11 protein-coding genes and 1 pseudogene are annotated in these 14,960 nt (G+C 40.7%); 1 reads left to right on the plus strand and 11 read right to left on the minus strand.

Features of this window, described 5'->3' with window-relative positions:
- Window positions 1-19 precede the first annotated feature (19 nt).
- A pseudogene (gene rpsT, locus EPU_RS12370) lies at window positions 20-282 on the plus strand (30S ribosomal protein S20).
- Window positions 283-323: 41 nt separating this feature from the next.
- Here rpsT and EPU_RS10440 read toward each other — a convergent pair.
- From EPU_RS10440 to EPU_RS10490, 11 genes are all read right to left on the minus strand, one after another.
- Window positions 324-731, minus strand: a complete 408-nt coding sequence (locus EPU_RS10440) for a DUF1622 domain-containing protein (protein ID WP_010169163.1) — start codon at window positions 729-731, stop codon at window positions 324-326.
- A gap of 91 nt (window positions 732-822) precedes the next feature.
- Window positions 823-1,131, minus strand: a complete 309-nt coding sequence (locus EPU_RS10445; protein WP_010169165.1) for a DUF1540 domain-containing protein — start codon at window positions 1,129-1,131, stop codon at window positions 823-825.
- 168 nt (window positions 1,132-1,299) lie between these two features.
- The gene (locus tag EPU_RS10450) at window positions 1,300-2,040 is read right to left on the minus strand and encodes a ZIP family metal transporter (protein WP_010169167.1); all 741 of its coding nucleotides are present in this window, start codon (window positions 2,038-2,040) and stop codon (window positions 1,300-1,302) included.
- Window positions 2,041-2,092: 52 nt separating this feature from the next.
- On the minus strand, window positions 2,093-3,241 hold the full coding sequence (locus tag EPU_RS12375; protein ID WP_010169168.1) for a CapA family protein: 1,149 nt from the start codon (window positions 3,239-3,241) through the stop codon (window positions 2,093-2,095).
- Between the two features lie 139 nt (window positions 3,242-3,380).
- Window positions 3,381-4,835, minus strand: a complete 1,455-nt coding sequence (locus EPU_RS10460; protein ID WP_029488377.1) for a sulfatase family protein — start codon at window positions 4,833-4,835, stop codon at window positions 3,381-3,383.
- An 18-nt stretch (window positions 4,836-4,853) separates the two neighbouring features.
- Window positions 4,854-6,218 carry a sulfatase family protein gene (locus EPU_RS12380; RefSeq protein ID WP_052296514.1) on the minus strand — a complete coding sequence of 455 codons (1,365 nt, stop codon included), beginning with the start codon at window positions 6,216-6,218 and terminating at the stop codon, window positions 4,854-4,856.
- Window positions 6,219-6,224: 6 nt separating this feature from the next.
- Window positions 6,225-8,315: a beta-galactosidase gene (locus tag EPU_RS10470; protein WP_010169172.1), complete on the minus strand. Its 2,091-nt coding sequence runs from the start codon at window positions 8,313-8,315 to the stop codon at window positions 6,225-6,227.
- Between the two features lie 31 nt (window positions 8,316-8,346).
- The gene (tsaD, locus tag EPU_RS10475) at window positions 8,347-9,384 is read right to left on the minus strand and encodes a tRNA (adenosine(37)-N6)-threonylcarbamoyltransferase complex transferase subunit TsaD (RefSeq protein ID WP_029488378.1); all 1,038 of its coding nucleotides are present in this window, start codon (window positions 9,382-9,384) and stop codon (window positions 8,347-8,349) included.
- A 15-nt stretch (window positions 9,385-9,399) separates the two neighbouring features.
- Window positions 9,400-10,005, minus strand: coding sequence for a DUF6715 family protein (locus EPU_RS10480; RefSeq protein WP_010169176.1), 606 nt, complete (start codon window positions 10,003-10,005; stop codon window positions 9,400-9,402).
- 30 nt (window positions 10,006-10,035) lie between these two features.
- Complete coding sequence (locus tag EPU_RS10485) at window positions 10,036-10,944, minus strand: ribonuclease Z (RefSeq protein WP_029488379.1); 909 nt, start codon at window positions 10,942-10,944, stop codon at window positions 10,036-10,038.
- Window positions 10,945-11,048: 104 nt separating this feature from the next.
- Window positions 11,049-14,960: S-layer homology domain-containing protein (locus tag EPU_RS10490; RefSeq protein ID WP_029488380.1), on the minus strand; the 3,912-nt coding region annotated here is incomplete at its 5' end.

The following is a 14,960-nucleotide window of genomic DNA, read 5'->3' on the forward strand; positions in this document are numbered from 1 at the left end:
ATGAATGGAGACCACTAAAATGGCAAATATTAAATCAGCAAAAAAACGTATTAAAGTTATCGAAACTAAAACAGCAAGAAATAAAGCAATTAAATCTGCAGTAAAAACTTATGCTAAAAAAGTGATTGCTTCTGTGAATGCTGGCGAAAAAGATACTGCTGATGCAAACCTAAAAGTAGCAGTAAAGGCTATCGACAAAGCCTGTGCAAAGGAGTATATCACAAAAACACAGCTTCACGCAAAAAGTCTACACTTGCGACTTTAGTTAATAATATGGCTTAATAAAAAAAAGGCACACTTCAAATTGGAGTGTGCTTATTTTTTTACATTTTTTGATGCGCTTCGTTTTCTTCTTTTAGATTTCTCAATTCTTGCGTATTAGAGGCAACATCCACTTCGTCTTTCATTTCTGCTCGTATTACAAAAGTCATAACAAGTCTAAGTAATACAATAGCTCCCAACATAATTATCTCATCTATATTTCGGACAATTACCGTTTTTAAAATTTCTGCTGCCAGCTTAAATTCTAGTGCCATCGCCATTGCGTTTGCAAAGTGATATTTTAATGCGTATGGATCAACAATAAAGAGTCCCTTAAAATAGTGGTAAAATGCTTTGACCGCACCTATTATAAGAATAAAAATGCCCATGATTTCCAAAATATGGATAAAAAATGGAACAATTGTTTCAATAATATGTTCTAAGATAACGATTCCTCCTATCTTGTCCAATTTAATATGTACAAAAGGTACATAACAACATTTTGCTATATACCCTTTAATTTGTCAAGTTCTTTTTAAACAAAATAAGTGCTTGCTCAAATTAAATTTCACAAAAGCTAGAGCACTCTGTTCCAACACAACTAGTAGCGTTCATTCCTGAAACAGACATAAAATCTGATCCACATTGACCGCCCGAATTATGCACACAATTAGTCGCCTCACACCTAACCTCAAGCACTGGATTTGCATTAGCTGCGCTATTCATGATGCCAAACCCTTCCACAAAATCGCCGCATGAAGTGTTTTCAGCACAATTAGCGCCTGCCCCATCGATCTCAATTGCACTTAATGAACAACAAGAATCTGCATTGTGTTGGCAATTGGATACGCTACAATATAGTCTTGGCATTAAAAGACCCCCTTTAGTAAATTTATAGTTTTTCTATTACTTCATATAGCTAGGCTATTGAAATAAAACAAATAAACTAACTAAATTTATTTTCGTGATACAAGTATATTATTCCACGTATTCTTGAATTTATAAGGGTTAATAAAAATTTAATAGAGGATATTTTTACTAAAAATTTACCAATAAATATCCAGTTAACACTCCTATAATAGTTGCAACACTAGTCATTCGCCCGTTCCAAATATGTTTGGATTCGGGAAGTAAGTCTTCGCAGATAATATATAAAATAATGCCAGAGGCGAGCCCAAGCGATAACACTATTAAAACGTCATTTGTACGACTAAAAATATATCCCAATATGGCTCCGGCACCCATAACTAATCCAAGAACAATAGGGAGCATACACAAGAAAGATGCCTTTACCCCAGCTTTTTTGAGAGGAAACATCACGGCTATAGTTTCAGGAATGCTATGTAAGAATATGGCTATTGCAAAATTTACGATCGTTTCTTGAGATGTGATGCTAAGCGATCCAAATGCAAAGCCTTCGGGTATGTTATGAATAGCAATGCCAATTAGAAGAGAAATCCCAGTTTGAAACATCTTGGCATCCTGTATTTGCGCTATATCCAATTTTTGATTGATATAATGCGTAATGGATTGTAGAGATAAACCCAAAAATACTCCCACAAAAGTTCCCCCTGCAACTAAATAAAAATTGCCTTGCTCAAAGGCTTCGGGAAGTATATCAAAAAAAATCATAGCAAGCATTATGCCTGCTGTTGAGCCAAATAACATTCCTATTAAACGTTTATTCTCTATATTAAATAAGTATAATAAAAGAATGCCTAGCCCAACTCCTAGCGCCTCTGCCGTAAATACCATCTGAAAGGCTACTAACAGTCCCATATTTAATCACCACCTTATTGTGTATTCTATGAAAGCTTGTCCCATTCTATGCCTATTCCGTTGTCAAAAATTTATCACTGATATTGTTATTTACGATATTTTGCAAGACTTCTTTGGAAAAGTAGTGCCCATTGATTTTTAGATTGTGGCTTCTAGCTAGGTCATCGGTATAGGTTGAAAGCGGGTATACTGTAATATTTTGGTAATATGGTACGTAGTGAGTGACGATGGGTATCGCGGTTACCTCTTGTAGATCTATGCTTCCGGTAGCTCCATTTTTTATAATATTTATAGCAACTAGCTGTCCGAGCATTGTGTTAACTTGATTTTGAGCCGAAATAAAGTTGCCCAGCGAATAAACTACAAAAGCGTTTCCTCCGTCTGGTTTTTCGATAAATTCCATTGGCTGAATTACGTGCGGATGCGTGCCAAGGATAATTTCGGCACCGGCTTCGACCCACTCAGAGGCGAGATCCCTTTGTGATTTTGTAGGTGAATGCGTTCCCTCGTTTCCCCAATGTGCAGAAACAATGACCACATCTGATGCGTCATTTGCTGCTTGGATAAGCGCATTTATTTTGTCTGTTTCATGTGTATATAAAAGTTGAGCCGTATGGTCGGCAGGCAATGCTAGGCCGTTGGTATGATCTGTCACGCCAATAAATGAAAACACGATATCGTTAATGGTCATAGTTTTTATAGTTTGTAGGTCGGCTTCGTCATAATAGGCCCCATAGGCAAAGGCGTTTCTGCTTTTCCAAAAGTCTAATGTATCGATAAGCCCGGCTTCTCCTTTGTCGAGTATGTGGTTGTTGGCGTGTGAAAATGCATTAAAACCCAGCTCTAACATTTTGTCGCCCAGCTCTGGTGGAGAATTAAAAAGCGGATAATCAGAAGGAGATTGATTTGCTAGTGGAGTTTCTTGGTTTAATATTGCCAGATCGTAGCCTGCAATGGTGGTCGCGATATGTTCGTATGCTTGCGTAAAGTCATATGTTTCGTAGTTGCCATTGACCAAAGCTGCTTTGTAGATAGAGCTATGTATCAAATTATCTCCAGCTGCAATCAATGATACTACCGAGTTTGGTGAGTATTGTATAATTTCGATATCCTGTGTGATGGAGTTGTCATCTGCAAAAGTATAATATCCCAGGATTGAGATACCGATGGCAAAAGTAATAGTTATAAGTTTTTTGTACATAAAAATCCTCCGAGTCAAATAATTTGAATTAGTGTTACCCTGAAGATAGAAATATATACCAATTTTAAACTATTGCCATATATTACCGATTATAAATTAAAAATACAGCCCCATAGAATTTGGGACTGCATCTGGTAAATTAATTTTCTACTTTATGAGGGTATACTCGAGTCCAACCATGATGATTGAATGGGTTACTAAATGTTCTCGATCTATCCATCAACTTTTCTTTGGCCATATTATCTATGTTTCCGGCAGAGATGGCGGCAAAAACTCGTCTGTCCAGCTCGCTTCTCATTTCTTTTGCAAGTTCAGCGTAGTTGGCATCTTCTAATAAGTTATTTTGCTCGAGTTTATCTGCTGCAACGTCAAAGAGCTCTTGAACCCCGTTATAATATGCGCAATACTTATACTGATTGTCGAGTAGCATCCAGCCTTGGTCGATGCATCCAAATACTGCCGCTCGCGTGGTCGGTCCAAATGGCGCTAGCGTTGTAGTATCCAATGTATCTGCGGGGTTGAGTCCTGCGAAGTGTAAAATCGTATTAAACGTATCGGTTAAAGAAACCGGATGCTCAACTTCTGCCGGCGCAGTAGCAGGGTCGCGAACAATCATCGGAATTTTGATTGCTCCTTCATAGAAGTGCCCCTTGCCCGCCATTCCAAAGTCACCCAAATAATCGCCGTGGTCTGATGAGAAAATAATTACGGTATCATCATATATATTTTTTTCTTTGAGCTTTGAAATAATTTCGCCCAAATATTCATCGATGGCTTGAATTAGGGCACTGTAATGAAGGCGGACTTTATGCGCCTTTTCTGCAGTAAAGTTGGTTAAATCTACTCCGTTCCATCCCAATGAATTGTCACTGATATTTCGAGGTCTAAAAGTATCGGAAGTTTTGGTTCTAGGTGCAGGTTGAGGGATATCGGCATCTGGCATCTTATCCATCATCTCTTGCGACGGATCATACGGGCAGTGCGGTCCAGGAAATCCCACCATCATAGCAAACGGAATTTCTTCATCATTCAGCATATCCAAATACTCAAGAGTTTGATTACAAACAAATCGATCGATCTGCATTTCCTCGGGCAAATAGCTAATCACGGCTCCTAGGTGTTCATAATATCCTTCGCAAGCCGAGCCATGAAGTCTCTTGTAGCCGTGCTTTTGTAAAAACAAAGTATAATCGTCTTGAACACCCGTATGCCTTTTATCTTCTGCGATAATGCGGTGTTGAAAGCCTTCGCTGATGTCCCAAGGATAAAAATGCATTTTGCCTATAGAGACAGTGTGATATCCTTCTTCGGCTAAAATTTGAGGCCAAGTAAATACTCCCATGGCGCTGTGATCGGGACGCAACCACTGGGCGTTGTTTATAACRCGRTTTTCTATGGCAGATCTCCCAGTTAGTAATGACGCGCGAGCTGGAACGCATGCYGCAGATGGGGTAACGGCATTTTTATATAACACTCCCTCGCTTGCCAGTTTATCGATGTTTGGGGTTTTTAACCAACGTGCACCATAGCAGCCGCAAAAATCCGCCCTTTGTTGATCGGTCAAAATAAATAAAATGTTCTTGCGCTTTTCCATTATATAACCTCCAAATGATTAATTGYTATTCTTGCCGCGATTTAAAGTAATATCAGGAAGATCAAAGGTATCTCCTGTGTCGACAATATATTTTTGCAGTAGCGAGTGTAGTTTTTCTTTAATCACTTGCGAGGTGCTGTCGTGACATAGATTCGCCATCTCATATGGATCATCGTTCAAATTAAATAGCATAACGTCTTGATGAGGATAGCATACGTATTTGTAGCCATCTCTGGTTACCACGGCTCTCCACGCTTTGTTGGCAGTGTGAGCATGATACTTTCTTGGGATCTGCTGCAAATACGCAGAATCGGGAATAGCCCCTTGTAATTCGTGATATTCTGGCTGGCTCTTTTGTATGCATAGCGGAGAATAGTCAAATCCTACCATGTTTTGTGGTGGCGTAATTCCGCAAAGCCCCAGCGTGGTTGGTGCTATATCGATATGATTTATAACGGCGTCGCGGATGCCAGATTGCATATGATAATTGGTTCCAACGCGGCACACGATAAACGGAATGCGGATCGCCTCTTCCCACGGGCTAGATTTGCTCCATTGCCCATGCGAATTTAGGCAATCACCGTGATCAGACATAAATATAATATACGTCTCGCGATCGATATTCATCTGCTTGAGTGCCATTCKAAGTTTGCCGACGTTAGTATCGATGTTTTCGATCATTGAATAATATCCTGCAAGATCCATTCGCGCTTCATCTGACCAGCGGCCCGGTGGTACATTGGGTCTAAGTTTTATGTCTGCTGGATTGTGATAATAAATTTTGCCTTCGCCTGTATATAGCGGCGGCACATAGGGGTCGTGCGGTGGCTGAACAGAGAGTACCGCAAAGAATGGTTGATAGCTATCTTGCGACGTGTGTTGTTGAAGATGCTTTATAAATATATTCGTGAGGGCATCGGTTTCGTAGCCATCGAGCCGAGTTGGTCTTTCGCAATCGTTGCCAAATACATAGCTCTCATTTTGGTTATTGTTATTTTCGTAGCCCATAAAATAATCAAAGCCACCGCGGCGCTCAGGGGGAATATAGTGAGTTACTGAATTGGAGCCATCGAGATGCCATTTGCCAACGTAGGCAGTGTGATATCCGGCAGTCCTAAAGGGTGCAGTGATTGTTGCAGTGGCGGGATCGAGAGCCTGTGGGGTTTGGGTAACTCCATTTTGATGCGGATACAACCCGGTTAGGAGCGCACCACGAAACGGGCAACACCAGGGCGTTCCCGCAACGGCATTAACGAATGCAACTCCCTCTCTTGCCATATTATCGAGATTGGGTGTGCGTACGTTTGCGTCACCCATAAATCCCATAGCGCTTGCTCTCATTTGGTCTGTCAATACCCAGATTACATTTGGTTTGTTGTTCATAAAATGTTACCTCACTCTATAAATATTTTCGATTTGAACCTGGCACAACTCGCAACCGTATGCTACTGGCACGTCAAAGTACCGCGTGTTTCGAGGTGCCGATTTATAGACACGCACGGTAAGCTCTCTCGGAAAATTAAAGCGCTTGAGCGTGATAGAATAGTCTTGGCCATTCGTGAAATAGTCACCAATAAGTTTTTTGCTGTCGTAGACTTCGATTTTGTCGCCAATAAACTTAAGCGTCATCAATATATCTGCAACATATGAAACATTGAGCTTATGAAGATCTAATCTATATATTTTGACATCGCCTTGCTGTTCGATAAAATTCACAGAGTATTCGTTTTCCACTCCGTTAACATTATAAGTCTCCAAATACCGAATGCCACTAGCGTTGTAATAAGCGTATTGACCAAAGGGATTTTTACTTTCGATGCATAGCTGATTGCTCCGGCTATAGAGAATGTCCTCGCTGATATATAGCATATTGTTAAACTTCCAAGCATATAGCGCTTCTGCCGAATTGAGCGTCGTGATTTTGGCTGTTCCTTCCATATTATATATAGGTTCGTCATCTGCATAGAAGAAGTATCGGTTACCAATCTTAGTTAAAAATTGGGCATTGGTGCTTATTAGCCTGGCATCGCCAAGAGGTAAATTGAACGGAATTATCTTCATCTCATGGTTCATAACTCGTATTGGTGGAATTACTATCTCCTTGCCAGCAACATGAATGGTAAATTCTTCTATATGCATTGGCATGTTGCGCTTTCGAACATGGTTGTTGATAAATAAAAATCCGGCTCCACTGGTTTTGTCATATCTAACGCAATACCTAAGCGATTCAGTATCGGTGTTGACCGTTGCGTTATCATCTGGAAAAGTGGGTACCGACATTGCCAAAAACTCTCCCAGCTCATTAATCATCAGATGCCTTTTCTTGAGTGCGTGATAACTGTGTCGTAACATGTTGTCTTCGCCGATGGGTGCGCCAAAGTCGTAACTTTTTGTAGGATAAGTGTTTGACATAACGCCTTTTCGAGCGACGCTGTTTGTAAATGATAAATTGCCAGTAGGATGCGTCCCACCATGAAATATATAATATCCCAACATATTTGCACCGCGCCCTAGCATGCAAACGGAAAGAGCTTCGGTATCATCTGGCTCACACAAAATTCTACGATGCAATGATGGTTGCATGCCTCCTCCCAACTCCGCAGTTAAATATGGCGTGGGGATCAGCTTTGCATACTCAGAACGCAACCAAGCTTGGGTCTCTGACGTGTTGGTCGTATATATATCCGAATTTCGCTCATCTGCAAACAAAAATCTCGAAAGTGGATCTAGCTCTACCAACAAAGGGCTCCAAGGCGCATCGCAATACGCGCCAAACACCGGCAAGGCATCTTGCTCATGAAATAGCGCACCGTTCCAAGCTGTATAAAAATAAAACGGAACTTTATATCCAATATTTACCAGAGTTTGCTTAAGGTTTTTCATATAAGAAACCCCGTTTTCGAGATTGTGAGCGCGGTGAATTGAGTATTCATTATCTAGCTGGATACCTATAATGCTGCCACCATCGACCCAAAATTCATTCTTAATCTGCTTATAAAATTCTTCGAAATATAGCCTAACTCGTTTCATAAACTCTGGGCTGTCGCCATGAATTTTGCCATGAACATCTGGCAGATCCAAAACCCAGTCCGGAAACCCTCCATTGCGACACTCACCCGTAATCCAAGGCCCCATTCGCAATATCAGCTTAAGCCCAAACCTGGTGCATAGCTCGGCAAACTTTCGAATATCGCAATTGTCATCAAATTTGTATACGTCCTTTTCTTCTTCATGATGAATCCAAAATACATACGAACTAATTATTTCGACACCACAAGCTCGTATTTTGCGTAATTCTTTGTCCCAATCAGTTTTGCTAAACCTAGAATATTGAAACTCTCCAGAAATGGGCAGCCAGGGTTTGCCGTCCTTTGTCATGCATTGGCTGTTAATCCCCAGTGTCTCACCATAAATGGATGTTCCCGAAAATGGAAGCGGCTGTATCTCGTTTGTATTGTCTTCGATATAAATATGTCTCATAGATCCCTCCAATTATATATTCAAAATTAGATTAAATGTTATTGTGGAGCGCGGCAAATCCAGTAGCAGGCTTGGCCCCAACAACCAAATTCGGCGTCGCATTCAAACTCATATTAGAGCGGACTCCRGCAATATAGCTATAATAAGCAGCAGAGCCCACCATTGCAGCGTTATCAGTACATAGCGAAAGGCTTGGATAGTATAGATTGATATTGTTAGCAGTAGCCTGTGAGCGCATATTGGAGCGCAACGAAGAATTGGCGGCAACTCCTCCAGCTAATACTATTGTTTTTATATTATTTGCAATTGCGTATTTTATAGTTTTGTGAGTTAGGATRTCGACTACACTTTTTTGAAAGCTGGCAGCRACGTTGGCGGCRTTGATCTCATGCTCCTTCATCTTTTCGCCGTTTACATAATTTAATACTGCAGATTTAATTCCGCTAAAACTAAAATCGTATCCATCGTTTAGCATTGCCTTAGGAAATTTGATACTATCGGCATCTCCCGTGGCGGCAAGGCGATCTATTTTTGGACCCCCAGGGTATTGCAATCCCAATGTGCGGGCAACTTTGTCATATGCCTCTCCAACAGCATCATCTTTGGTTTTGCCAACAATCTCAAATGTTGTATAAGTTTTAACGTTTATGAGGTGTGTATGTCCACCAGATACTACAAGACATAAGAAAGGCGGCTTGAGGTCGTGGTGCTCCAAATAATTTGCGGCAATATGCCCCTCGATATGGTGAACTCCAACAAGTGGTTTTTGAGTAGCAAAAGCGAGTCCTTTGGCAAATGCTACCCCAACTAATAATGCTCCCACAAGACCAGGACCGTACGTTACCGCTATTGCATCGATGGTCTCTAGGCTGGCATGGTTTAATGCTTCTTGCACACAGGCGTTAATCTTTTCTATGTGCATTCTGGAGGCTATTTCGGGAACAACACCTCCAAAAATTTTATGTTTTTCTATTTGCGAGTCAATTACATTTGCAATAGTTTCGCGTCCATTTTTTACTATTGAAACCGCGGTTTCGTCACACGAAGTTTCAATTGCTAATATTTGCATTACAAAATTCCTTTCTTACGCTTGGTTTTCTAAAGTATCGAATTCTAACGCATCCGCTTGGTTTTCTAACGCATCGGAGGCGCTAAATTGTTCTACTCCTACATCTTTAAAACTAAAAATTTTCCATTGATCGTTTTCTTTTACTACATAATATTCGCGTGTGATTTTAAAATTAGTCATAGTGTGTGTCATAATGATAGTCATTTCGTCGGTATTTTCAAGATATTCTACTCTCGCAATAGAAGATTGGAGCAAAAAATTAGCCTGTTCACGTTGGTTCTCGACATCGGCAACTAAGTTGATCACCTGCTTATTGGCATCGTTTAACAACAAAAGCTCGGATGAGTATAGCGTACGCATCATTTCTACGAGCGCAACAATGTCTTCGGTGTCTGCATGCTCCGAATATGCTAGCTGCAGCAAATCGCTGTAACTCGTAACAACATCCTCTGGCGTGCTAGGATAACCCGCTTCCATTTGAGTTGTGAAATCAACAAGGTTTTGGTCAAAGTTTTTTTGCGCAATGTTAGTCAGGTTGTTTGTGGTAGGTAAGTTTTTTGTATATATAAAGTAGGAAGCAATTACGGTGACTCCTATAACAATACCTATAAATTTTCTCATAGCTAAATTCCCCCTAATTCTCTGTTTGGATTAATCTTCATAAGTTAGAGTACATGTTTTTCTATCTACACCYAATTGAGTATGTTCAAAGATGGCTGTTGCCGGCGCAACGTTTAGCGACGATGTAGGAACTGCTGGACTATAATGCGTAAGCCAAAGATTTTTTACTCGCGCCTCCTTTGCCATTTGAGCMGCTTCTACTCCTAGCATATGCTTATATTTTTTCACCTGTTCCAAATCCGGATAATCCATATACATACTCTCGCATACGAATAAATCAGAYTCGGCAACAGCGCTAACAATTTTGTCGCTCGGTCTGCTATCAGTAACATAGCTTACCTTAAACCCTTTTCGAGGTGGCCCAAGAACCATATCAGGTGTATATGTTTTTCCATCTATTTGAACGCTTTCGCCAAGTTGGAGATACCGCCAAGCTGGTTGTGGAACTTTATTAAACTCCGCTTTGTCTAGCATAAATTTTGCAGGGCGCTTGATTTCTATGCTATACCCAAGGCAAGGAATTTTGTGGTTAAGCGGAATAGTGGTAATAAAGAACTCTCCTATTTCTATTGTATTGGTTGCTATTTCAGTTTCTAATATTTTAAGTTTAAACGGCAAATCGGTGCATATTATTAATAGCCCATTTAAAATTCGATGAAGCCCCGGCGGCCCTATAATGGTAAGTGGCTCGGTGCGAACAGAGTTTGCCATGGCCATTATGACTCCTGCTATGCCGTTTATGTGATCTCCGTGATAATGTGTAATGCATATAATATCTATCGATTTAAATCCCCATCCTACTATTTTCATTGTAACTTGAGTACCTTCGCCGCAATCAATTAGTACTTTTTTTCCTCCGTATCTAATTAATAGCGCTGTCAAGTACCTATCTGGCAACGGAGCCATACCGCTCGTACCCAGTAAACATATATCTAACATTATTTTATCCTTTCATAAAAAAAATTATCTCAGTATATTATATACCTTATATGTTTCTGTTTGGCAAGGCTCTGCGAAAAATAAGATGGGGCATTACAAAAATTTTATCGATTCATTAAAGCAAGAAGTCTATCAATAACGGCGGCGAGCTCCACTCGGCTAACAATTTCTAACGGGCGCAAGTCTCCCTCTTTTGACCCAACCAAAATGCGGTTATAAACTACAACTCCCACAGGCCAGGTCAAATCTTTGGATACGTGCCAGCCGTCTCTAAATACATTTAAATTAGTCGCCATATTATAGCCGATGCCTTTGTAGCGCATGTAATTGTATATGATCATGGCCAACTCTTCTCTAGTAACGGCCTGATATGGACGAAAAGTACGATCATTAAATCCGGTATATACATAAGTATTTCTGGCCCAGTTGCTAGCATCTGAAAACCAGTCGTCGCTATCTACATCGGTGTATAGATTAAATAAAGCGCTATCATATTGGCTACTGGAGCCATCGATTTTATACAGTATATCGATAATAGTTGCCCTGGCGGCAGGGTCGTTTGGCTTAAATAGTGTTGCAGTAGCTCCGCTCATCAGCCCTTGCGCATATAAGGATAATATAGAGTCGTATCCCCAATATGTGGGAATAATATCGACAAACGGATTTTTGATAGGGGTAGGCGGCTTGTATGCCTGATTAAAACCATCGTCCGCACGATCTTCGGCATCATTTTCTCGTTTTTCTATCTCTCGCTGCCTATCTAATAGTAAATCGTTAAGGCGTACGTTTTGTTCTGTTACCATAAATTCGCCAAGAGCTTTGACGTCTAGCTTAATGGTTTTGTCGTCTTCGTCATACTGAATGCCCAATTCGCTATATTTGCCGTTGTCCGTAACTTCATATAGATACACATCGCTGGGTTCGTCTCCCTCCATATCATAAGGAAGTAACAGCTCCATTACGCCTTCGATTTCATCAAGTTCTGTGCCATCAACAGCCACCACAATAGACCAATACGGAAACTTATCAATCGTTTCGTCTTGATCATCGGTGAGTCTGGAATCTGTATCAATGGTGATCTCGATGCTTTTGCCTTCTGGAATTATAATATTTTCTGCTGAGGACTCGTCGTCTTCGTCTAGAACTTCATCAACAGCCTCGTTTAAGATAGAGCGCAACGCATTGGTGGAAAATTCTATAGTTCCAGCCTTTGTAACAACTGTCAAAATTGCTCTGTCGCTTAATAGTAATGTATTCAAAACTCCGCCATGAAGTTCAAGTGAAGCAAAGTCTTTTTTGCCACCAACGTCTAATCGCAATTCGGGAATGGTATTTCGCCTAATGGATTCTTTAACCAAAAAGTCGATAGCACGCATCATGTATTCGTTATCAAACTTGGTTAGTTCTAATGTAGTTCGCAGTCCAAAAGTATATGGATCAAATCCTTTATCATCGGGATCGGGCTCGGGATCGGGATCAACTGTGTCGGGTTTGGGAATCACAACAATAATCTCATCTGTAGTGTTAAAATACGTGGATACAGCAGTAAATCTCAGCTCACCATCTGCTTCGGTGGTAGCCTTTTTAAAACTTGCTGCCAATGGATAGATCTTATCAATAACATACTCGTTTGTTGGCATGCCATTTACTGTCAAAAAGTTTTCGTAGTTTAAGATGTTCTCAATAGCATTGCTACCAAATTGGATGCCGTCCTCATAAAATGACGCGCTATCGTTTTCAACACTCCACTCGCCGGTAATAGAACTGTTTAGTCCCCAGTCTTCTGTATTTAGCGTTTCTGCTAAATTATCAAATTGCTCAAGATCCCCCACTTTTAAATGTATCTCAATAGTGGCAGTTTCAGGAAATGTTGTTGTATAAACGGTATTATTAATAGGATCTGCAAGCGAAACCGTAAGATGGAATTCGAGGAATCCATAATCCGGATCAGCCTGAGGCGCATCGTAGTCGAGAGGTGTAACGTCAAATTCCACATCCTCGGCCATGACACGCATGTCGCCAATCAGCTCATCAGATAACATAATTTTCGCCTTAAGCATTTGCTCGATTCCAGTTGCGATTTCTTCTTCGGTATCGCGATCAAATATAATAACGTTATCATCAGACAGAACTTCGTATTTTACTGGTGCGGAGGGATTGAGAGGGTCTTCTATTGCAGGAGGCTTGACTAGTTCGGTGACTACATTAAAAACTTCTTGATACTCGGGTGCCAAATTGATTGGAATGGTGAGCGTTTCGGCCTTTGAAAAATATGTTGATACTATAATTACGTCTATAAAACCATCCGATGACGCAGTGGCTGGAGTATAAGTTTTTGCAATGGGTATAATTTGGTCTATAATCTTAACGACGTCCACAACTTCGGGCTTTGCGTCAGGATCATCGGGGTCAACTTCTTCAAATACGATTTCGTTTATATCGCCCAGTAGTCGTTGATATTTGTTATCTAAGTATTCGTGAGAGCTCGAATAAAACCCTTCAATGTCATTAAACACACTCCAAGATTCTGTGTTTACTATATTTAATCCCCAAGCGTTGTGAGAATTTTTGAGAGTCTCTACTGCTGCAGTGTGAAGCGGAGTCTCCAAAGTTACTGTATATACAGGTACGGCAAATTTTTCCAACAATACCGTGGTGATTTCGCCAGAAACTGGATCGGTAAGAGTTAATGTAACATCAAAAAAAGTCAGCTTGCTTGCAATGTCGCCAGAATCAAATCGAGATATAGTAGGGTTATAGTTGATAGCGGTACTTGGCGTGGCGGTAGTGTTTTCTACAAACTCAAAGTTGATGTATTCTGCTAAAGCTCTCTGGTTTCCRGTAGTAGCGTTGAGTAAYCCTGCCTTAGACAAAACGGCTAAATCGAGTGCGACATCAGAAGGCATTCGGGTATCGGAAATCTGGTAGTCTTTTAACATTGTATCACTCATCAACATTTCTATCGCAAGATTTAAAACATCATTATAATCTCCAACAGGATCTGGCTTTTCAATTATGACACGAATTTGTTCTATCTGGTTAAGGTGAGCAGATGTAAAAATAAAATCCATAGTACCTGCTATATCGCCTGTTGCGGGTATATACGAGCTTTTTAGAGGATGCAACTCAAAGTCCATGTTCAATGCTTCAACATCAATAAAGGCTGCTAGCTGAGTTGCAGCAAACTCGGTACCTCCAGAATAAAAGTCTTCGTTGGTTAATGGCTCACCAGTAGTTGCCCATGAATCTACAATGGCTTTGTTGAGCCCCCAATCGCTGGATTTAGTGGCATCGGGTTTTAGTTCGGCCAAAACTCTATTGTATTCTGTTCTAATGGTGGCAGTTTCGGGAATGGTGGGTGCAACAACTGGAGGAATCGAGGCTATCCGTAGTCTGTCTGTTTTGGCCTCGTCTACTCTGCCGTCTGGATCGACCAATTTTAAATTTAATGTAAACTCAAATAGGTCTGTTGTTGTTGTATCGTCGCCCTCTTCTATAATCTCGCTGGCATCAACTTGGATATATTCGATAATTTCACGTTCTAAGGCCACAACTGCAGGGTCGGTCTTTTTTAAGACGTTTTYCAAAAGCATTAGTTTGGTCAGATCTTCTATTGCCGTAAAAGCATCCGTAGAATCATTTAGAAATGCATAATCCAAAAATGCAGAGCCGCTACCAAGCAAGGTGACTACTTCATCGAATACATCCTGATACTCTTCAAGCAACGGTGGCTTAAGTATCGGCGCTTCGATCACTTCAACAAGCCCGATTCCTTCTGCAACAATGCTAAATGCAATACGTCCATCCAAACCATATTGTACTGGTCGATAGGAAAATGCATCTGGTAAGATTCGATCTATAACTAAATCATCTGCAGTAGGATCTGGTGCAGGRTCTGGTGCAGGGTCTGGAGYAGGGTCTGGTGCAGGGTCTGGTGCAGGATTTCCGCCTTCGGTACCATCTCGAAGCGTTTGAGCATACGCTAAAGTTTTGGTATAAAAATCGGTAATCGTATC

It is taken from the genome of Candidatus Epulonipiscium viviparus, assembly GCF_000171335.1.
Taxonomy (GTDB): Bacteria; Bacillota; Clostridia; order Lachnospirales; family Cellulosilyticaceae; genus Epulonipiscioides; species Epulonipiscioides viviparus.